Source organism: Allobosea sp. MMO-172, assembly GCF_037147855.1.
In the GTDB taxonomy this organism is placed as follows: Bacteria; Pseudomonadota; Alphaproteobacteria; order Rhizobiales; family Beijerinckiaceae; genus Allobosea.
This window is the reverse complement of record NZ_JBBCUM010000003.1, coordinates 114213-132156: the sequence shown is the minus strand read 5'-3', so window position 1 is coordinate 132156 and position 17944 is coordinate 114213. Positions and strand designations below refer to the sequence as shown.

Below are 17944 nucleotides of genomic sequence, written 5' to 3'. Positions count from 1 at the left end.
ACCTCCGATGACGACCTCTCCCTGCCCGCCGATCAGCGATGCCGACTGGCCCGAAGCGCTCGCAGAGATGAAAGGCGGCTTCGCCGGTGCGCTCAATGTCTACCGGACGATGGCGCATCATCCGGCGCTGCTGAAGGCCTGGGCGCCGCTGCGCCAGCATGTCGTCAAGGACAGCGCGCTCGGGCCGGTGCGCTCGGAGGTGGTGATCCTGCGTGCGGCCCATCGCATGGGCTCGCCCTATGAATGGGCGCATCATGTCAGCCGGGCCCGCGTGCTCGGCATGAGCGACGCCCGTATCGCCGCCCTGCGCGGCGAGCCGGAGGGGGAGGACGGGCTGATCGTGCGGGCGGTCGATGCGCTCTTCGACGGCAAGCGCCTGTCGCTTGCACAGGAAGCCGAACTTGCCGCGACGATCGGGCGCGAGGCGGTGTTCGACCTGATCGCGACGGTCGGCTTCTACTCGGTGCTCGGCTATATGCTGATGACCTACGAGACGCCGATCGATGAGGCTATCGCGACCGAGATGGCCGAGAAGCCGCTGGGCACCGCTTAGTCACGCCGGGGTTTCGCACGGAACCACTCCCGTTATTGCGAGCGCAGCGAAGCAACCCAGGGGGCTGGGTTGAACGTCTCACCCGGTCCCCCTGGATTGCTTCGTCGCTGCGCTCCTCGCAATGACGGCTCAGCCAAATCGTGATCGACCATAGCCGCCGATTTGGCGAAGTCGCCGGGCATCGTGTAACTCCGCCCGACCGGGCCGATGGCGAGCGCCCGGCCGCAAGACGGGAAAGACATGTCCGACGACGATTACATCTATGACGAGGCGACCGGCGAATGGCGCCCGGCCTCGGAAGTGAAGCAGGCGGCTGCGGCGGCCGCGCCGGTGGTGCGCGATGCGGCCGGCAACGTGCTCGCTGACGGCGATTCCGTCGTGCTGGTCAAGGACCTGAAGGTGAAGGGCGCCAACCAGACCCTCAAGCAGGGAACGGTTATTCGCACGATCCGTCTGACGGAGAATGTCGAGGAGATCGACTGCCGCCACGACACGATCAAGGGCCTCGTGCTGCGTACGGAATTCGTCCGCAAGCGCTGATGAGCCATCCTGAAAATCTTCCGAGCCCTCATCCTGAGGAGCGCTCCGCAGGAGCGCGTCTCGAAGGATGCTTCAGGAGGCTCGGGAGGCAGCTGGAGCATCCTTCGAGACGCCGCTGACGCGGCTCCTCAGGATGAGGGCTGCGAGTTTCCAAGCGAGAGCCGACGTTCGGCCGCACTCTACCAGAGGCGCGGCCCCTCCATCGTCGAGACATGGGCGGAGACGACCTTCCAGCCCAGATCGGGAAAGCGCACCCAGCTCTGGCTCTGCCGCCCGATCACGTCGCGCCCGCGCACCTTGAACTCCAGGTTCACCGTGGCGATGTCGCGTCCCAGCGTCAGGATCTCCAGCCGAATCCGCTTCTCCTTGATGCCCGGTCCCGGCGGGCGGGCGACACGGTGGCCGTGGATCTCCTTGAAGCCGTAGCCGTTCTCATGCAGCGCATAGCGGATCGTGTAAGGGCTGTTCCAGAACGAGGCGTCGAGCACATCGACATCCTTGTCGACCAGCGCCTGTTCGTAACGCTCGAACAGGGCGCTGATCTCGGCCACGATCTCGGGAATGTTCGGGGTCAGGTCGGTCATGACGATGCGGCCTCCATGGCCTGTGCGACGGCGACGAGGCTGGCATCGCTGCCGCGCGCGCCGATGATGGACAAGCCGACGGGCGCGCCGTCGACGAGGGCGCCGGGCAGGTTGACCTGCGGATGACCGGCAAGTCCGCCCTGCGCGCAGAGGCAGGTGATGCGGTCCCGCATCGGCCGGAGCTCGGGCATGGGCAGACCGCGCGAGGGCGCCGGGAAAGGTGTTGTCGGCAGGCACAGGATGGTGCCCGGCGGCAGCAGGTAGCGCAGGCGGGCACGGGCCTCCTCGCGCATCAGGGCGGCCCAGTTCTGCTCGGCGACGGGCACCTGCGAGCCGGCGATCAGTCCGGCCGCGACGGTGAAGGCCATGCGCGGATTGTCCCGTTCGATCCAGGGACGGAAGGTCTGCCAGGCCTCGACCGGCTGAAGGCTGCGCTGCGCGCGAGCCCAGACCGACAGGCCCTGCGGCGCCATGATCTCGTCGCGCGGCGCCGCTCCCAGCACGCGGGCGAGTCGCTCGACCATCGGCCGTAGCGCCTCCGCGACCTCCAGGTCGGCGAAGCCGAAAGCGTCCGTGGCGACGAGCAGCTTCGTCGGCAGCGGACCGGGCGCCTCGCCGAGCAAGACCGTGCCGACACGGGCGAAGGTCGCGGCGTCGCGGGTGAACCAGCCGGCCGTGTCCGAGCTCGGTGCCTGCGGCATCAGCCCGGTCAGGTCGAGCCGGCCCTGGGTCGGCCTTATGCTGTAGAGCCCGCAGAAGCTGCCGGGCACGCGCATCGAGCCGCCGGTATCGGTGCCGAGCGCGGTGTCGCAGAGCCCGGCGGCGACGGCTGAGGCTGAGCCGGAGGAGGAGCCGCCCGGCACGCGGTCGGGCGCCGCCGTGTTCAGCGGCGTGCCGTCGAAGGCGTTCTCGCCGAGGATGCCGAGCGAGACCTCGTCGGTGATGGTCTTGCCGACGAATTCCGCGCCGGCATCGAGCAGGGTCTGCACCGCCCAGGCATGGCGCTCCGGGACAGGGTTGCTTCGGGCCCAGTCATGGTTGCCGCCGCCGGTCGGCGTGCCCGCGACGTCGAACAGGTCCTTGACGGCGAAGGTGAGCCCCGAGAGCGAACCGCCGGGCCGGCCAGCGATGCGGATGCGCGGGCCGGGCACGAAGGCGTTGACGCGATCCTCCATCACGGCCTCGGCGATCGTGTTTCGCCAGGGCAAGTCAGTCGGGTCGGCATCGGCACGGCTTTTAATCCTTCGTGGTGTTCGGGCGGCAGCCTAAGCGGGTTTGCCGCCGCTGCAAACGGCAGCTTGTCCTCCCGCCGTTCATCGGGAACCTTTTGCGGCCTGCACCATCCGATGCGGCGAGGAGGACAGATCATGCCAGCCATCTCGACAGCTTTCGCGGCGAGGCGGCGCTTTCGACCTGGCTGTCGCGCATCACCCTCAACGAGGCGCTCGGCCGCCTGCGCCGAAAGAAGCGGGCAGACCGGGTGCTGCGCGCCGAGGACCCCGTTATTCCGGCGCAGATCATCGCCTTTCCCGGCAGCACCGGTAGCGACGACCCGGAGCGAATGATGGCGCAGCGGCAGATCCTGCAACTGGTCGAGCACGCGACCGACAATCTCCCCGACGTCTATCGCGGCGTGTTCATGGCGCGGGTGATCGAGGGGCGCAGCGTCGAGGAAACCGCCGATCTCCTCGGCATCCGGCCGGAGACGGTCAAGACCCGGCTGCACCGGGCGCGGCTCATGGTGCGCAAGGAGCTGGAGCAGCAGATCGGCCCGGTGATGCTCGATGCTTTTCCGTTCGCCGGCCGGCGCTGCGAACGCCTGACCGCCGCCGTGATGCAGCGGCTCGGCTACACGCTTTGAATCAGGCTGTGCGGGATGGGATGGCAGCCGGGAACGCGCCCTGCTGCCGCGCGATCAGGAAGGCTTCCTGCGCCTCGGTCTCGACTGCGGCGGCATCATGCTCGCGGCGGATGCGCGCGATCGCTTCGGCGGCCCCGGCTCCGTTCTCGACGAGCAGCAGAGCAGCAATCGTTCCGGTGCGGCCGAGGCCGGCGCGGCAATGGATCGCCCAGCTCTCGCCCTCGCGCAAACGGCGGGCCAAGTCGAGCTTGCGCCAATCGGCGATGAACCCTGCATCCGGCACGCCGTAATCTGGGATCGGGAGATGTGTCCATTCGAGCCCGGCCGCACGGATGGCGCCGGCGAAACCGCCCGGGAATTCCTTGGCTTCCACGAGGCTGAGCAGGCCTCTCGCGCCCATCGCCGCCAGCCGCGCCAGATCATCCGTCAGCGCCGCCCGCGATGCGGTGTCGCCGAGCGCCTCCTTGCGCCGGCCGGGGCAGGGGCCGAGCAGCAGCGAGCCGGCGAAGCCCGGTAGGTCGAGGCGGGACACGGAAGGCGGCGGGCTGGGCAAACAATCCTCCAGAATGGCGGAAGGGCGGAGCATCCTACCTGTCGCATCGTTTCGCGTGAAACGGTGGTCTCGCCACGCGGCAGGCTTCAGGGGCTCGCTGATTGACATGATGATATAGCTGTGTACAGCTATATCATCATGTTGTCCACACGCGACCCAGCCTGCGAGATCGTGCCCGCGCCGGGCAGTCAGGCCTTCGCGGCCGGCGCGCTCAAGCCGCCGAGTCCGCCGCCGCCGGGCGCGCCTTTGCGCGAGCGCCTGCGCGGGCTGATCAGGCCGCTGGTCGTCCTGCTTGCACTCGTTGGCCTGAGCGTGCTGGGGGCGCGGAACGTCTCGGCCAATCTGGCGGCGGCCGGGATGGAGATCGATTTCTCCTTCCTCTGGCAGCAGGCCGGCTTCGATGTCAGCGAGAGCCTGATCGCCTACTCGCCGCGCGATACCTATGCCTATGTGCTGCTCGTCGGCATCCTGAACACGCTGGCTGCCGCGGCGGTGACGCTGGCGCTGGCGAGCGTCGTCGGCCTTGTCGTCGGCATCGCCATGACCAGCTCGAACTGGCTCGTGCGCAATCTTGCGCGGCTCTATGTCGAGCTTTTGCGCAACCTGCCGAAGCTGCTGATCGTGATCGCGCTCTATGTCGCGCTGGTTCGCGGCCTGCCGCATATCAAGGCGGCCTGGATCGGCCCGTTCGGGGCGATGCTGAGCAATCGCGGGCTCGCCCTGCCGTCGCCGGTGATCGGGCATGGCGGGTTGGCCTTGGCTCTCGCGGCCTGTCTCTGGCTCGCCGGCTGGGTGTTCTGGGCGCGGGCGGTGAAGCGCCATCAGGACGCGACCGGGCAGCGTCGGCCGATTGCCCTGCCGGTGCTGTTGGCGGGCTTCGCGCTCTATGCCGGGCTTACCCTGTCGGGGCTGGTGGAGATCAGCTGGTCGATGCCGAAGCTCACCGGCTTCAATGTCAGCGGGGGCATTGGGCTCTCGCTGCAATTCGCCGCGCTCGTTCTGGCGCTCTCGGTCTATCATGGCGGGCAGATCGGCGCGATCGTCGAGGGCGGCATCCTGGCGACCTCGCGCGGCCAGCACGAGGCGGCGCTGGCGCTGGGCCTGAGCCGCCTGCGGACGATGCGGTTGATCGTGCTGCCGCAGGCCCTGCGCGTCATCACGCCGCCGCTCGGAAACCAGTATTCCAACCTGCTGAAGAATACCTCGATCGCGCTCGCGATCGGCTATTCCGACCTGCTTAGCGTGGTCAGCACCTCGGTGAACCAGACTTTCCGGCCGATCGAATTGATGACGCTGGTCGCGCTGTTCTTCCTGATCGCGAACCTGCTGATCTCGGCGGGGGTCAACTGGTGCAACCATGTCTTCCGCATCAGGGGGCGTTGAGATGACCACGCTCGCCGAGACAGCCTCCGTCGCCGGCCCGCCGCGCAGCCGCCGCCTCGTCGCGACCGGCCGCTGGCTGCGGTCGAACCTGTTCTCCAGCTGGTGGAATGCGCTGCTCACCGGCCTCGTCCTGTACGGGGTCGTGGTCTTCGTCGCGAAGGCGCTGAGCTGGGGCGTGGTCGATGCCGTGCCCTTCTCCGGCAGTCGGGCCGAGTGCGCGGCGGCGAGCGGCGCCTGTTGGGCCTTCCTGCGCGAGAAGGTCCATCTCGTCCTGACCGGGACCTATCCCGAGCCCGAGCGCTGGCGCGCCTATCTCGCCAGCGCCGTGATGATTGCGGCCATCCTCGCCTTCGCCAAGGCGCCGATCGGCGTCGCTGGCCGGGCGGTGCTCGTGGTGGTCTCCGGCATCTGCGCCTATCTGCTGCTGCGTGGCGGCGTCGCCGGCCTTCCCGTGGTCGAGTCGCATCGCTGGAACGGCTTGCCGCTGATCCTCTTCCTCTCGGCCTTCAGCATGGCCGCGGCCTTTCCGCTGGGTGTCGTGCTGGCGCTGGCGCGCTGGTCCGGCCAGCGCGGTCTTTCGCTGTTCGCCGTCGGCTATATCGAGGCCGTCCGCGCGATCCCGATGGTCGCGGTGCTGTTCGCCGGCATCTTCATCCTGCCTTTGCTGCTGTCGCGCGGCGCGGCGATCGAGCCGGTCGCCGCGATCCTGATCGTGCTCACCCTGTTCTATGCCGCCTATTTCGCCGAGGACGTGCGGGGCGGTTTGCAGGCCCTGCCGAAGGGCCAGACCGAAGCCGCCGCGAGCCTCGGGCTTTCGTCGGCGCAGCGCATCCGGCTCGTCGTGCTGCCGCAGGCGCTACGCACGGCGATCCCCGGCATCACCAATTCGATCATCGGCAGCTTCAAGGACACCTCGCTCGTCGCGATCGTCGGGATGCATGACCTGCTCTCGACTGCGCGCATGGCCTATGCCGATCCGCAATGGCAGGCCTATTCGCTTGAGGCGAACCTGGCGATCGGCCTGTTCTACTTCATCTGCTGCTGGTTGATCTCGGAGCGGGCCCGGCGGCTCGGCCACGGCGCCGTCAAGGCGCGCTAAAACCGGCTTTCGACAAAAGAAGTGGCCAGCCGCTCAAGCGATGCTCTAAGCACAAGGCGGGCAGGAAGAGAGACGATGACGGTCGATATCGCCGGTTCGGATACGCGCCAGCTGCGCCAGCTGGTCCGTTCGCGCAACGACGTGATCTTCGAGATCGTGCGCGACCGCATCTGCCTGCGCGAATATGACGAAGGCCATGTCATCCATGAGACGGCGCTGGCGACGGAGTTCCGTGTCAGCCGTACGCCGATCCGGCAGGTGTTGCAGCGCTTGGTCTACGAGCAGCTTGCCGAGACCCGCAACGGCGTCGGCACGATCGTCTCCTATGTCGGTCCGCAATCGGCCGATATGCTGCGTTTCCGCATCGGCCTGACGCGCCTGATCGCCGATCTGATTCCGCTCCAATTGCCGTCGGCGCTGGGCTCCGACTACGCGCGGCTGCGGGCCCTGGCTGGTTTGCTCAAGCCTGATTCCGCGCTGAAGGAGGCCTGGGATGTCTGGCGGACGCATCACGAGGTCCGCAATGCCCTGATCGGCGACGAGGCGCTCAGGCAGATGGACGACACCATCTTCTTCCGCACCGCGCGTAGCTGGATCGGCTGGCTGAAGCAGGAGCCTGCCGCGATGTATGCGCTGCTGGTCGAGGAGATCGCGGCTGTTGCCGGCAAAGCGACGGCTCTGTCGGCGCCGGAGCTGTTCCGCCTGCATGCGGCGCATCTCGAGCGGATGCTGGCGCGCTACGGCGCGCAGGATAGCAAGTAGGCGACCTGCTCCTCGCTCTCGATGGCGCCGGGCCTTGCCGTCCGCACGGCCGTGATCGCGGCTTCCGGCGTCGAGCCCGTGGCGATCAGCAGCCGCGCCGCCATCATGCCCGAGCGGCCATAGCCGGCGAGGCAGCAGAAGGCGATGCGCTGCCCTTGGCGCAGGTCGCCGGCGAGGCGTTCGATCAGGGCTGGCCAGGCGAGCCTCTGGTCGGGCGCGGAGAAATCGGGGATCGGGGCAGCGAGCAGGGCGATCGACCGAGCTTCGGCAGCGTGACCCAGATCCTCGATCTCGTCGGGATCGCATTCGCCGTCATCGAGCAGGCTCACCAGCAGCACTGTCCGCCGTGCCGCGAGGGCATCCAGGACCTCCTCCTGCAAGGCGCCATCGACGAAGCGCTCGCCGCGCCGCGCGATGACGAGACCGGGCAGCGACAGCATGCCGATCGCCCCGGCAAGGCCCGGGGGCTCGACCCAGGCAATCCCCTCAGCCATGCGCCCCTCCGCCCGGCTCTCCCGTCATCGGGAGATGCGGTGCTCGTCGCTTCCATGAAGCGGATTGCCGTGGGGATTGTCCACTCTTGAACGCATGCCGCTGTCGAGCCTGTCGCCAACGAAAAGCCCTCCCGGATCGCTCCGGGAGGGCTCAGTTCGGGTGTCCCGGTCGTGGGTTTTACCGAACCGGATAGGAGAAGATCAGGCCACCGTCGCGGGCGAGGCGGTTCGGCGACTGGGCGCGGTCCATCGCCAGCGGCGAGGCCTTGCCGATATGCTTCTCAAAGACCTCGCCGTAATTGCCGACCTGCTTGATGATCTGGAAAGCCCAGTCCGGGCGCAGGCCGAGCTTCTTAGCCATGTCGGCGGTCGGGCCGTTCGGCGCGATCAGGCGCTGGGCGTCGACCGGCAGATCCTTGAGCGCGGCGAGCTTGGCCTCGACGTTCTTCGACGTCAGGCCGAATTCCTCGGCCGCGACCATGACCTGCACGCCCCAGAACAGGGTCTTCTCCAGCTCGGTATCGGGGCGGGAGACCAGCGCCAGCGGCTCGGTCGCGGAGCGCTGGGGAACCAGCACGTAATCGTCCGGCTTCGGTGCCAGCAGGCGGTCGGCGGCGAGCGCCGAGACCGAGCTCGCGACGGCGTCGCACTTGCCGGAGAAGAAGGCCTGGAGGCGGGCGGTCTTGTCGGCGATGTTCTCGACCTTGTAGGGCAGCTTCGCCTCGCCGAACCAGTCGGCAAGATAGAGGAGGGTAGTCGAGCCTTCCTCGGCGCAGACCGTCGCGCCCGACAGGTCGGCGAGCTTGGTCATGCCGAGGCTCTTGGGCACCATGAAGCCCTGACCGTCATAGAAGGTGGTGGTGACGAAGGAGACGCCGGGATCGGCGTCGCGCGTGCCGGTCGCGGTGATGCCGCGCGAGGCGATATGGGCGCTGCCGCTGATGATCGCCTTCAGGCTGTCTGAGAAGCCGATGCCGCGCAGCTCCGCCTTGCTGGCGTCGCCGAAGATCGCGACGGCGGCCATGCGGCAGAATTCGACATTGAAGCCCTGGAAGCGGCCGGCGCTGTCGGGGACCGAGAAGCCCGGCGAATTCGGGTTCACCAGGCAGATGATCTTGCCGTCTTCCTTGACCTTGTCGAGCACCGGCCCGGCCTGTGCCGCCGGCGCGACCAGGGTAAGCGTTGCCGCGGCGAGCGCCGCACGAATGATGCCGTATGCCATCCCGATCTTCTCCCGTTATCGAGCTATAGAGCTGTATACAGCAACTCAGACATACGTCAAACGCCGCGCTTGCACCGGTGCCTGAGTTTGGCGAAGGTCGTGCGTGGCGGTCTCGCGGAAGGCGTCAATCTATTCCGGATCGTCATAACAATGCGCCGCGAATGCATTAGCCAGCGGCGCTTCGGGCGTGCCATCCTCGCCTTATCGAGGAGCGTCGCGACGCTCCGGTTCGGCGGAGCCCGGCGTGCCAGACGACCAGAACGGCCTCTACGAGGCGGTTGAGCCCTATCGGTCCCTGCGCCTGCTGGTTGGCGACGGGCACGAGCTTCATGTCGACGAGAGCGGCAATCCCGACGGCATTCCCGTGGTCTTCCTGCATGGCGGGCCGGGCGGGGGCACGAAGCCGGCGCAGCGCAGGACCTTCGACCCGTCAGCTTTCCGGATCGTGACCTTCGACCAGCGCGGAGCCGGGCGCTCCAGCCCCTCGGCCGAACTCGCGGGCAATACCACGCAGGCGCTGGTCGCCGATCTCGAACGCATCCGGGCGCATCTCGGTATCGACTGCTGGCTGGTGACGGGCGGCTCCTGGGGCAGCTGCCTCGGGCTCGCCTATGGGCAGGCCCATCCCGAGCGTTGCCTCGGCTTCCGCCTGCACGGCATCTTCATGGCCGAGCGCGCCGAGATCGACTGGTGGTTCCACGGCTCGCGCACGATCTTCCCGGACCATTGGGAGGTCTTCGCCAACTTCGTGCCGGAAGCGGAACGCGGCGACCTGCTCGGCGCCTATTACCGCCGGCTCACGGGACCGGACCGCGAGCAGCAGCTGGCCGCCGCGATCGCCTTGCGCACCTTCTCGGGGAAGACACAGACCTTCCTGCCCGATGCCGAGCATGTCGCGGCCCTGACCGAGCCGGAGGCGGCGCTCGCGCTCGCACGCATCTTCACGCATTACTGCGTCAACGGCGCCTTCCTCGAACCCGGCCAGTTGCTGCGCGACGTCTCGCGCATCCGGCACCTTCCGGCGGAGATCGTGCAGGGGCGCTACGACATCGTGACGCCGATGTGCACGGCCTGGCGCCTGAAGACGGCCTGGCCCGAGGCGCGCTTCACCATCGTGACCGAGGCCAATCACGCGGCGACGCCGAGCGCGCCGGCCCTGTCGCTGGCGCTGCGCGATGCGACCGATCGCCTGCGCGACTCGATGCCGGCCCTCGCGGCCTGAAGGAACGACGATGTACGAAGCTGCCAGCCAGATCCGCCTGGGCATCGAGCCCTATCTCGAAATCCGCAGCGCCAAGAGCCCGGCGGTGGCGCCGGATGGCGAGCTTCTCGCCTATCTCAGCGACGAGAGCGGTACGCACCAGATCTGGCTCCGGCCGCTCGCCGGCGGGGCGCCCTGGCGCCTGACCGACATGCCGGAGCCGGTCGGCGCGATCGCCTTCAATCCGAAGAGCCGCGATCTGCTGTTCACGATGGATTGCGGCGGCGACGAGCGCCATCAGCTCTGGCTCGTGCCGGGTGCCTCCGGTGTACCGCAGCCGCTGACGGACGATCCGACCGTGGTGCATGTCTGGGGCTGCTGGGCGCCGGACGGGCAGCGCATCGCCTTCGCCTCGAACGCCCGCGACCGCGAGCATATGGACATCTATGTGATGGACATGGCGACGCGGGCGGCGCGGCGCGTTTTCGAGGGCAACGGCTATCGCGAGGCGGTGGCCTTCTTCCCGGACGGGCGCTCGCTGCTGGTGGCCGACGCCACCCATGCGATGAACGACCAGGACCTCTACCGGCTCGATCTCGAAAGCGGGGCGCGCGAGGCGCTGCTGCCGCATGAGGGCCGCGCCCGCTATGCCGCCAACCGGATGAAGAAGGATGGCAGCGGCTTCTTCTCCATCACCGACCAGGGCCGCGAATTTCTCAGTGTCGCCTTCCGCTCGGCGGCCGACGGCACGCTCAGCTGGATCGTCGAGCGCGACGGACAGGATATCGAGGCGGTGGCGCTGGCGCCGGACCAGAACCGCCTCGCCTATGTCGCCAATGATCGCGGCTGGAACCGCATCTTCGTGCGCGACATCGCCGGTGGGGCCGAGTTCGAGGTCGAGGGGTTTCCAGCCGGCTCGATCGGCTCCGTCGCCTGGCTTCCGGATGGTTCCGGGCTCGTCTTCCCGCTCGACGGCTCGACCTCGTCGCCGGATATCTGGCGTTTCGACATCGCCTCGAAGCAGGTGAAGCGGCTGACTGACGCCTCGAAGGCCGGGCTCGATCCCGCAAGTTTCATCGAGCCGACGGTCGCGAGCACCAAGAGCTTCGACGGGCTGGAAGTGCCGTTCTTCGTCTATCGCCCGCGCGGCAAGGCGCCGGAAGGCGGCTACCCGGCGGTGGTCGTCGTGCATGGCGGGCCGGAGGCGCAATGGACCCCGATTTTCCGGGCGGACCTGCAGTTCTTCCTGAGTCAGGGCATCATGGTGATCGCGCCGAATGTGCGCGGCTCGACCGGCTATGGCCGCAGCTATCACCATCTCGACGACAAGCATCTGCGCATGGACAGCGTCGCCGACCTCAAGGCGGTCAGGCTCTGGCTGCGCGAGCAGAGCGATGTGAACGATGACCGTGTCGCGGTCTATGGCCGCTCCTATGGCGGCTTCATGGTGCTGGCGGCGCTGACTGAGCAGCCGGAGCTCTGGAAGGTCGGGATCGAGTTCTACGGCATCGCCAACTTCCTGACGCTGCTGCAGACGACCGGGCCGTGGCGCCGCTATCTGCGTGCCGTGGAATATGGCGATCCCGTCGTCGATCGCGAGAACCTGATCCGCTTCTCGCCGATCCACAAGCTCGACCAGATCCGCGTGCCGCTCTTCATCGCGCAGGGGTTCGATGACCCCCGCGTGCCGCCGGGCGAGAGCGAGATGGTCTATTCGGTGCTGCGCGACCTCGGCCGGCCGGTCGAATATGTGCGCATCCCGCACGAGGGCCATGGCTTCGCCCGGATCGAGAACCGGCGCACCGTCTTCGGCGGCGTGGCCCGTTTCCTGCGAGAGCATCTCTGAAAGAGGACCAACCCATGCAGAATTCCGAGATCATCTGGGAGCTGGTCGATGCCAAGCGGCAGCCTTTCGAGGCGCTGAGCGACCGCGTCTGGGGCATGCCCGAGATCGCCTATACCGAATATGGCTCGGTCGCCGAGCATATCGCCATGCTCAAGGAGCAGGGCTTCCGCATCACCGAGAATGTCGCGGGCATCCCGACGGCCGTGATGGGCGAGGCCGGCGAGGGCGGCCCGGTCATCGCCATCCTCGGCGAGTATGATGCGCTGCCGGGCCTGAGCCAGGAGGCTGGTATCGCCGAGCCGAAGCCGGTCGAGGCCGGTGGCCACGGCCATGGCTGCGGCCACAACATGCTGGGCTCGGCCGCCTTGCTGGCCGCGACCGCGGTCAAGGACTGGCTCGCCAGGACCGGCCGGCCGGGGCGCGTGCGCTATTTCGGCTGCCCGGCGGAAGAGGGTGGCGCGGCCAAGGCCTTCATGGTGCGCGCCGGCGCCTTCGACGATGTCGATGTCGCGATCTCGTGGCACCCGGCGACGATGACCAAGGTCGACGATGCCTTGTCGCTCGCCAATACAAGGATGGATTTCCAGTTCACCGGCCGTGCCTCGCACGCTGCTGCCGCGCCGCATCTCGGCCGCTCGGCACTCGATGCCGTGGAACTCATGAATGTCGGCGTCAACTACATGCGCGAGCATGCACCGTCCGACGCGCGCATCCACTATGCCTATCTCGATGCCGGTGGCATCGCGCCCAACGTCGTGCAGGCCTCGGCCAAGGTGCGCTATGCCATCCGGGCGCGCGACCTCGCCGGGATGCTGGAGCTCAACGAGCGCGTGAAGAAGATCGCCGAGGGTGCGGCGCTGATGACCGAGACCACCGTCTCGATCTCGATCATGAGCGCGGTCTCCAACATGCTCGGCAACACGCCGCTGGAAGACGCGATGTTCAGGAATATCGACCGGCTCGGCCCGGTGCCGTTCGATGCGGCCGACAAGGCCTATGCGGCGAAGATCCAGGCGACGCTCGGCCCGGCCGATATCCTCAACGACTATCGCCGCACCGGCATCGCACCGCGCGAGGACACGCCGCTCTGCGATTTCGTGGTGCCGCAAGGCACGCGCGGCGTGCCGATGATCGGCTCGACCGATGTCGCCGATGTCAGCTGGAAGGTGCCGACCATCCAGGCGCGGGTCGCGACCCATGCGATCGGCACGCCCGGCCATTCCTGGCAGATCACGGCGCAGGGCAAGGCGCCGGCCGCGCATAAGGGCATGGTCCATGCCGCCAAGATCATGGCGGCGACGGCGGTCGACGTGATCAGCGACGAGACGCTGCTGGCGCGTGCCAAGAAGGACCATCAGGAGCGGACGACGCAGACGCCTTATGTCTGCCCGATCCCGGCCGATGTGAAGCCGCCGATCAAGCCACGGCCCCAGGCTGCCTGAGCCGGCATTGCCCGGGAGCATCCGGCAGAGTTGCTCCCGGCGACCGAGACGTCTTCAATCAAACAACAACCACAGAGCGGGATCGAGATCATGGCCAACCGAAACGACCGGACCGGAACCACGCCGCGCCTCGCCGGGCACAAGCTGCTCCCGGCCGTCGCTGCCGCCGCCCTCTGTGCGGGCGCAGGAGCTGCCATCGCCGCCACGCCCAAGAACGCGCTGGTCATGGCCTGGAATATCGACGCGATCAGCACCTTCGACCCCGCCCAGGTCGGCGAGGTCGTCACCAACGAGATTCTGCAGAACACCTGCGACACGTTGGTCGATTTCGACCCGGCCGACGAACGCAAGGTCGTGCCGAGCTTCGCCTCGCGCTGGGACGTCTCGCCGGATCGCAAGGAGATCACCTTCCATCTGCAGAAGGGCGCGAAGTTCCCCTCCGGCAATCCGGTTACGGCCGAGGATGTCGCCTGGTCGCTGCATCGCGTCGTCAAGCTCAATTTCGGCAATGCGGCGACGCTGACCGAGTACGGCTTCACCAAGGACAATGTCGAGCAGACCATCGTTGCGGGCGCGGGGGATACGCTCACCCTCAAGCTCGACAAGACCTATCCGACGACGCTGGTGCTGCAGGCGATCGCGGCCAACCGGGTGTCCATGGTCATGGACAAGAAGACCCTGATGGCGAACGAGCAGGGCGGCGATCTCGGCAACAAGTATCTGGCGACGCGCACAGCCTGCGTCGGTCCCTACAAGCTGACGCGCTGGAATGCCGGCGAGTCGATCGTGCTGGAGGCCAATGACGGCTATTGGGGCAAGGCCCCGGCGCTGAAGCGAGTGCTGATCCGCCATGTCGCCGAGCCCGGCACCCAGCGCCTGCTGCTCAGCCAGGGCGATGTCGACGTGGCGCGCGACCTGACGCCCGAGGACCTGAGGGATCTCGAAAGCTCGAAGGACATCACGATCGACAAGGTCCTGCGGCCGCAATTGTTCTACTGGGGCTTCAACGTCGCGGATGGCCCGTTCTCCAAGGAGAAGGTGCGCCTCGCGATGCGCTACCTGATCGACTATGACGGCCTCGGCAAGACGGTGATGACCCATCTCGGCGTGCCGCGCGCCAGCTTCGCCCAGCTCGGCGCCGTCGGCGCGCTCGACGCGAAGGAAGGCCAGCCCTTCAAGCTCGACCTCGACAAGGCCAAGCAGCTCCTGACCGAAGCCGGCTATCCCAACGGCTTCGAGGCGACCATGATCTTCGGCACGCTGCCGCATGCCAATCCGATCGCCCAGAGCGTCCAGCAGAACGCTGCCAAGGTCGGCGTCAAGCTCTCGCTGGAGCGCATGGCCAATGCCCAGCTCTTCAGCAAGGTGCGCGGGCGTGAATACCAGTCGGCGATGCTGGCCTGGCAGACCGGCGTGCCGGACGCCCATGGCAACGCCTCGCGCCTCGTCTTCAACCCCGACAACCGGCTGGAAGCCAAGCAGACCCAGTATCCGAGCTGGCGCTCGGCCTATCAGGACCTCGACCTGAACAAGCAGATCGACGCCGCCCTGCTGGAGCCCGATACGGCCAAGCGCGACGCGCTCTACGCCACCATCCAGAAGGAGGTCATGGCCAAGGGACCGATGGCCTTCATGTTCCAGATGAACAGCGTCGCCGGCGTGCGCAAGGACCTGAAGTCGTGGACCTGGAACGGCTTCCGGACCTATTACGAGCGCGCCGCCAAGTAAGGCCGCCGCAATGTCCCGGACCGCCGCCGCGGCGCCCGGCCTGAGCACCGATCCGGGACGGACCATGCTTCCGTCCTGGCTCAAGGCTTCCGGCCGGACCCTCGCCTCCTTCGCCGTGACCCTGCTCGGGCTTGCGGCGCTGACCTTCTTCATCGGCCGCCTGCTGCCGCTGGACCCGGTCGTCGCCGTGCTCGGCGACAACGTGACCCAGGAAGCCTATCAGGCGATGTACAAGCAGCTGGGCCTCGACCAGCCGCTCTACATCCAGTTCGGCCGCTATCTCTGGGGCGTGCTGCATCTCGATTTCGGGATGGCGCTGACCACCGGCAAGCCGGTCGTGGCGGATATCGCCCGCGTCTTCCCGGCGACGATCGAGCTTGCCAGCGTGGCGATCGTGATCGGCACGAGCTTCGGGATTCCGCTCGGCGTGCTCTCGGCGATGTATCGCGGTTCCTGGCTCGACCAGATCGTCCGGGTCGTCGGGCTGATCGGCTATTCCGCGCCGAATTTCTGGCTCGGCCTGATGGGGCTGGTGCTGTTCTACGCGACGCTGGGCTGGGTAGGCGGCCCGGGCCGCATCGACTTCACCTATGAGTTCGATCTCGAACCGGTCACCGGCTTCCTGCTGATCGACAGCCTGCTCGCCGGCAACTGGGAGATGTTCGGCAATGCCGTGTCGCACATCATCCTGCCGGCCTCGATCCTGGCCTTCAGCTCGCTCGCCTATATCAGCCGCATGACCCGCAGCTTCATGATGGAGCAGCTCAGCCAGGAATATGTCGTGACCGCGCGCGTGAAGGGCCTGTCCTGGGCGCGCACCGTCTGGGGCCACGCCTTCCGCAACATCGCCGTGCAGGTGTTGACCGTGGTCGCGCTGTCCTATGCCTTCCTGCTCGAAGGCGCGGTGCTGACCGAGACGGTCTTCGCCTGGCCGGGCTTCGGCCGCTACCTGACCAATGCGCTGCTCGCCGGCGACATGAACGCCGTCGTCGGCTGCACGCTCCTGGTCGGCGTCATCTTCGTCACGCTCAACCTGTTGTGCGACCTGCTCTATCGGGTCTTCGACCCGCGGACCCGCTGAGGCATGGCCATGGCACCACAACCCATCGACCAGGCCGGCGGGCAGGGCCTCAGGGCCTGGCTCGCGGCGCCCGTCCCGTCCTCGCCCTTCCAGGCGCGGATGCAGCAACTCTCGCTGAAATGGTGGCGGCTCAGGGCCAACCCCGCCGCCATGTTCGGGCTCGCCATCATCGTGCTGATCGCGCTGGTGGCGCTGTTCGCGCCATTGGTCGCGACGCATGACATCTACGCGCAGGACCTGACGAACCGCCTGCAACGGCCTTCCGGTGCGCATTGGTTCGGCACCGACGAGCTCGGCCGCGACATCTTCAGCCGGCTGGTCTTCGGTGCGCGGATCACGCTCTACATCGCTCTGCTGACGGCGGTGATCGCGGCGCCGCTCGGCCTGATCATCGGCACGACCTCCGGCTATCTCGGCGGCTGGGCCGATATCGTGCTGATGCGCATCGTCGATATCTTCCTGGCCTTCCCCAGCCTCGTTCTGGCGCTCGCCTTCGTCGCGGCGCTCGGGCCGGGCATCGACCATGCGATCATCGCGATCGCGCTCGCCGCCTGGCCGCCGATCGCTCGTCTGGCGCGAGCGGAGACGCTCTCGATCCGCAAATCCGACTATATCGCGGCGGTGCGGCTGCAGGGCGCGTCGCCGCTCAGGATCATCCTCGGCCATGTCGTGCCGATGTGCATTCCCTCCGTCGTGGTGCGCATCACGCTCAACATGGCGTCGATCATCCTGACCGCGGCGGGGCTCGGCTTCCTCGGCCTGGGCGCACAGCCGCCGAGCCCGGAATGGGGCGCGATGCTGGCATCGGGCCGCGAGTTCATCCTGACCAATGGCTGGATCGCCGGCATTCCCGGCCTCGCCATCCTGATCACCAGCCTGGCCTTCAACCTGTTCGGCGACGGCCTGCGCGACATCCTGGACCCCCGCCATGGATAAGCCGCTGCTCGAGGTCGAGGACCTCTCCGTCACCTTCAAGGGCGCGCATCGCACCGTGCAGGCGGTGCGCGGCATCTCCTTCAGCGTCGGCCGCGAGAAGGTCGGCATCGTCGGCGAATCCGGCTCCGGCAAGTCGCTGACCGGGCGCACGATCCTGAAGCTGACGCCGAAGGCGGCGACGATCTCCGCCAGGAAGCTGTCCTTCGACGGGATCGACCTGCTCGGCGCCAGCGAACGGCAGATGCGGACGATCCGCGGCAACCGCATCTCGATGATCCTGCAGGACCCGAAATTCTCGCTCAACCCGCTGATGCGTGTGGGCGAGCAGATCACCGAGGCCTATCGCCTGCATCACAAGGTCGGCGGCAAGGAGGCCGAGGCCCGGGCGCTCGCCATGCTGGAGGCCGTGAAGATCCGCGACCCCGCCCGCGTCTTCAAGCTCTATCCGCACGAGGTCTCGGGCGGCATGGGCCAGCGCATCATGATTGCGATGATGCTGATCCCGGAGCCGGACCTGATCATCGCGGACGAGCCGACTTCGGCGCTCGACGTCACCATCCGCCAGCAGGTGCTGAGCATCCTCGACGAGCTGGTGACGCGGCGCGGCGCCGGGCTGATCTTCATCAGCCACGACCTCAATCTCGTGGCGGATTTCTGCG

17 protein-coding genes and 1 pseudogene are annotated in these 17944 nt (G+C 67.5%); 13 read left to right on the top strand and 5 right to left on the bottom strand.

Annotated features, from left to right (window positions below):
- The first annotated feature begins 7 nt into the window (after positions 1 to 7).
- Together WFK61_RS05910 and WFK61_RS05905 are read left to right on the top strand one after the other, a co-directional pair.
- Positions 8 to 553, top strand: a complete 546-nt coding sequence (locus tag WFK61_RS05910) for a carboxymuconolactone decarboxylase family protein (protein WP_336810615.1) — start codon at positions 8 to 10, stop codon at positions 551 to 553.
- Between the two features lie 240 nt (positions 554 to 793).
- Complete coding sequence (locus WFK61_RS05905; protein WP_336810614.1) at positions 794 to 1093, top strand: alkylphosphonate utilization protein; 300 nt, start codon at positions 794 to 796, stop codon at positions 1091 to 1093.
- Between the two features lie 179 nt (positions 1094 to 1272).
- Here the strand turns inward: WFK61_RS05905 and WFK61_RS05900 are convergent, their stop codons facing one another.
- Both WFK61_RS05900 and WFK61_RS05895 read right to left on the bottom strand, forming a co-directional pair.
- Complete coding sequence (locus tag WFK61_RS05900) at positions 1273 to 1677, bottom strand: AtzH-like domain-containing protein (RefSeq protein WP_336810613.1); 405 nt, start codon at positions 1675 to 1677, stop codon at positions 1273 to 1275.
- Complete coding sequence (locus WFK61_RS05895) at positions 1674 to 2885, bottom strand: amidase (protein ID WP_336810612.1); 1212 nt, start codon at positions 2883 to 2885, stop codon at positions 1674 to 1676. Before WFK61_RS05895 ends, WFK61_RS05900 begins: the two co-directional genes overlap by 4 nt.
- A 38-nt stretch (positions 2886 to 2923) precedes the next feature.
- Here WFK61_RS05895 and WFK61_RS05890 point away from each other — a divergent pair, with 38 nt between their 5' ends.
- Positions 2924 to 3538 (top strand): RNA polymerase sigma factor, encoded by a 615-nt coding sequence (locus WFK61_RS05890; protein WP_336810611.1) that lies wholly within the window; start codon positions 2924 to 2926, stop codon positions 3536 to 3538.
- Position 3539: 1 nt separating this feature from the next.
- Here the strand turns inward: WFK61_RS05890 and WFK61_RS05885 are convergent, their stop codons facing one another.
- Positions 3540 to 4070, bottom strand: a complete 531-nt coding sequence (locus WFK61_RS05885) for a phosphatase domain-containing protein (protein WP_336810610.1) — start codon at positions 4068 to 4070, stop codon at positions 3540 to 3542.
- Between the two features lie 159 nt (positions 4071 to 4229).
- Here WFK61_RS05885 and WFK61_RS05880 point away from each other — a divergent pair, with 159 nt between their 5' ends.
- The 3 genes from WFK61_RS05880 to WFK61_RS05870 all read left to right on the top strand — a co-directional run bounded on the left by WFK61_RS05880 (position 4230) and on the right by WFK61_RS05870 (position 7335).
- A complete protein-coding gene (locus WFK61_RS05880; RefSeq protein WP_336810609.1) occupies positions 4230 to 5474 on the top strand; it encodes an amino acid ABC transporter permease in 1245 nt (414 codons plus the stop codon).
- Position 5475: 1 nt separating this feature from the next.
- Entirely contained in the window at positions 5476 to 6573 is a 1098-nt protein-coding gene (locus WFK61_RS05875) for an amino acid ABC transporter permease (protein ID WP_336810608.1), read from the top strand.
- Positions 6574 to 6648: 75 nt separating this feature from the next.
- Positions 6649 to 7335 (top strand): GntR family transcriptional regulator, encoded by a 687-nt coding sequence (locus WFK61_RS05870; RefSeq protein WP_336810607.1) that lies wholly within the window; start codon positions 6649 to 6651, stop codon positions 7333 to 7335.
- Here WFK61_RS05870 and WFK61_RS05865 read toward each other — a convergent pair.
- Positions 7311 to 7829: a phosphatase domain-containing putative toxin gene (locus tag WFK61_RS05865; protein WP_336810606.1), complete on the bottom strand. Its 519-nt coding sequence runs from the start codon at positions 7827 to 7829 to the stop codon at positions 7311 to 7313. The two genes, WFK61_RS05870 and WFK61_RS05865, sit on opposite strands and share 25 nt — an antisense overlap.
- A gap of 178 nt (positions 7830 to 8007) precedes the next feature.
- Positions 8008 to 9051: a transporter substrate-binding domain-containing protein gene (locus WFK61_RS05860; RefSeq protein WP_336810605.1), complete on the bottom strand. Its 1044-nt coding sequence runs from the start codon at positions 9049 to 9051 to the stop codon at positions 8008 to 8010.
- 244 nt (positions 9052 to 9295) lie between these two features.
- On the opposite strand from WFK61_RS05860, the gene pip reads away from it, so the two are divergent.
- The 7 genes and pseudogenes from pip to WFK61_RS26120 all read left to right on the top strand — a co-directional run.
- On the top strand, positions 9296 to 10273 hold the full coding sequence (gene pip, locus WFK61_RS05855; protein ID WP_336810604.1) for a prolyl aminopeptidase: 978 nt from the start codon (positions 9296 to 9298) through the stop codon (positions 10271 to 10273).
- A gap of 10 nt (positions 10274 to 10283) precedes the next feature.
- Positions 10284 to 12098 (top strand): S9 family peptidase, encoded by a 1815-nt coding sequence (locus WFK61_RS05850; RefSeq protein ID WP_336810603.1) that lies wholly within the window; start codon positions 10284 to 10286, stop codon positions 12096 to 12098.
- A 14-nt stretch (positions 12099 to 12112) separates the two neighbouring features.
- Positions 12113 to 13540, top strand: coding sequence for a M20 family metallopeptidase (locus tag WFK61_RS05845; RefSeq protein ID WP_336810602.1), 1428 nt, complete (start codon positions 12113 to 12115; stop codon positions 13538 to 13540).
- A 90-nt stretch (positions 13541 to 13630) separates the two neighbouring features.
- Positions 13631 to 15268, top strand: coding sequence for an ABC transporter substrate-binding protein (locus WFK61_RS05840; protein WP_336810601.1), 1638 nt, complete (start codon positions 13631 to 13633; stop codon positions 15266 to 15268).
- Positions 15269 to 15332: 64 nt separating this feature from the next.
- A complete protein-coding gene (locus WFK61_RS05835) occupies positions 15333 to 16349 on the top strand; it encodes an ABC transporter permease (RefSeq protein ID WP_336810600.1) in 1017 nt (338 codons plus the stop codon).
- Positions 16350 to 16358: 9 nt separating this feature from the next.
- Positions 16359 to 17285 (top strand): ABC transporter permease, encoded by a 927-nt coding sequence (locus tag WFK61_RS05830; protein WP_336810599.1) that lies wholly within the window; start codon positions 16359 to 16361, stop codon positions 17283 to 17285.
- A gap of 70 nt (positions 17286 to 17355) precedes the next feature.
- Positions 17356 to 17814: pseudogene (locus WFK61_RS26120) on the top strand (ATP-binding cassette domain-containing protein); the annotation flags it as partial.
- Between the last annotated feature and the right edge of the window lie 130 nt (positions 17815 to 17944).

What these genes read in the sequence shown, in the direction of transcription:
- WFK61_RS05900 (WP_336810613.1), bottom strand. Translation starts at nt 1,677, where the DNA reads ATGACCGACCTGACCCCGAACATTCCCGAGATCGTGGCCGAGATCAGC.
- WFK61_RS05835 (WP_336810600.1), top strand. Translation starts at nt 15,333, where the DNA reads ATGCTTCCGTCCTGGCTCAAGGCTTCCGGCCGGACCCTCGCCTCCTTC.
- WFK61_RS05870 (WP_336810607.1), top strand. Translation starts at nt 6,649, where the DNA reads ATGACGGTCGATATCGCCGGTTCGGATACGCGCCAGCTGCGCCAGCTG.
- WFK61_RS05840 (WP_336810601.1), top strand. Translation starts at nt 13,631, where the DNA reads ATGGCCAACCGAAACGACCGGACCGGAACCACGCCGCGCCTCGCCGGG.
- WFK61_RS05865 (WP_336810606.1), bottom strand. Translation starts at nt 7,829, where the DNA reads ATGGCTGAGGGGATTGCCTGGGTCGAGCCCCCGGGCCTTGCCGGGGCG.
- WFK61_RS05850 (WP_336810603.1), top strand. Translation starts at nt 10,284, where the DNA reads ATGTACGAAGCTGCCAGCCAGATCCGCCTGGGCATCGAGCCCTATCTC.
- WFK61_RS05860 (WP_336810605.1), bottom strand. Translation starts at nt 9,051, where the DNA reads ATGGCATACGGCATCATTCGTGCGGCGCTCGCCGCGGCAACGCTTACC.
- WFK61_RS05830 (WP_336810599.1), top strand. Translation starts at nt 16,359, where the DNA reads ATGGCACCACAACCCATCGACCAGGCCGGCGGGCAGGGCCTCAGGGCC.
- WFK61_RS05910 (WP_336810615.1), top strand. Translation starts at nt 8, where the DNA reads ATGACGACCTCTCCCTGCCCGCCGATCAGCGATGCCGACTGGCCCGAA.
- WFK61_RS05905 (WP_336810614.1), top strand. Translation starts at nt 794, where the DNA reads ATGTCCGACGACGATTACATCTATGACGAGGCGACCGGCGAATGGCGC.
- WFK61_RS05875 (WP_336810608.1), top strand. Translation starts at nt 5,476, where the DNA reads ATGACCACGCTCGCCGAGACAGCCTCCGTCGCCGGCCCGCCGCGCAGC.
- WFK61_RS05845 (WP_336810602.1), top strand. Translation starts at nt 12,113, where the DNA reads ATGCAGAATTCCGAGATCATCTGGGAGCTGGTCGATGCCAAGCGGCAG.
- WFK61_RS05880 (WP_336810609.1), top strand. Translation starts at nt 4,230, where the DNA reads ATGTTGTCCACACGCGACCCAGCCTGCGAGATCGTGCCCGCGCCGGGC.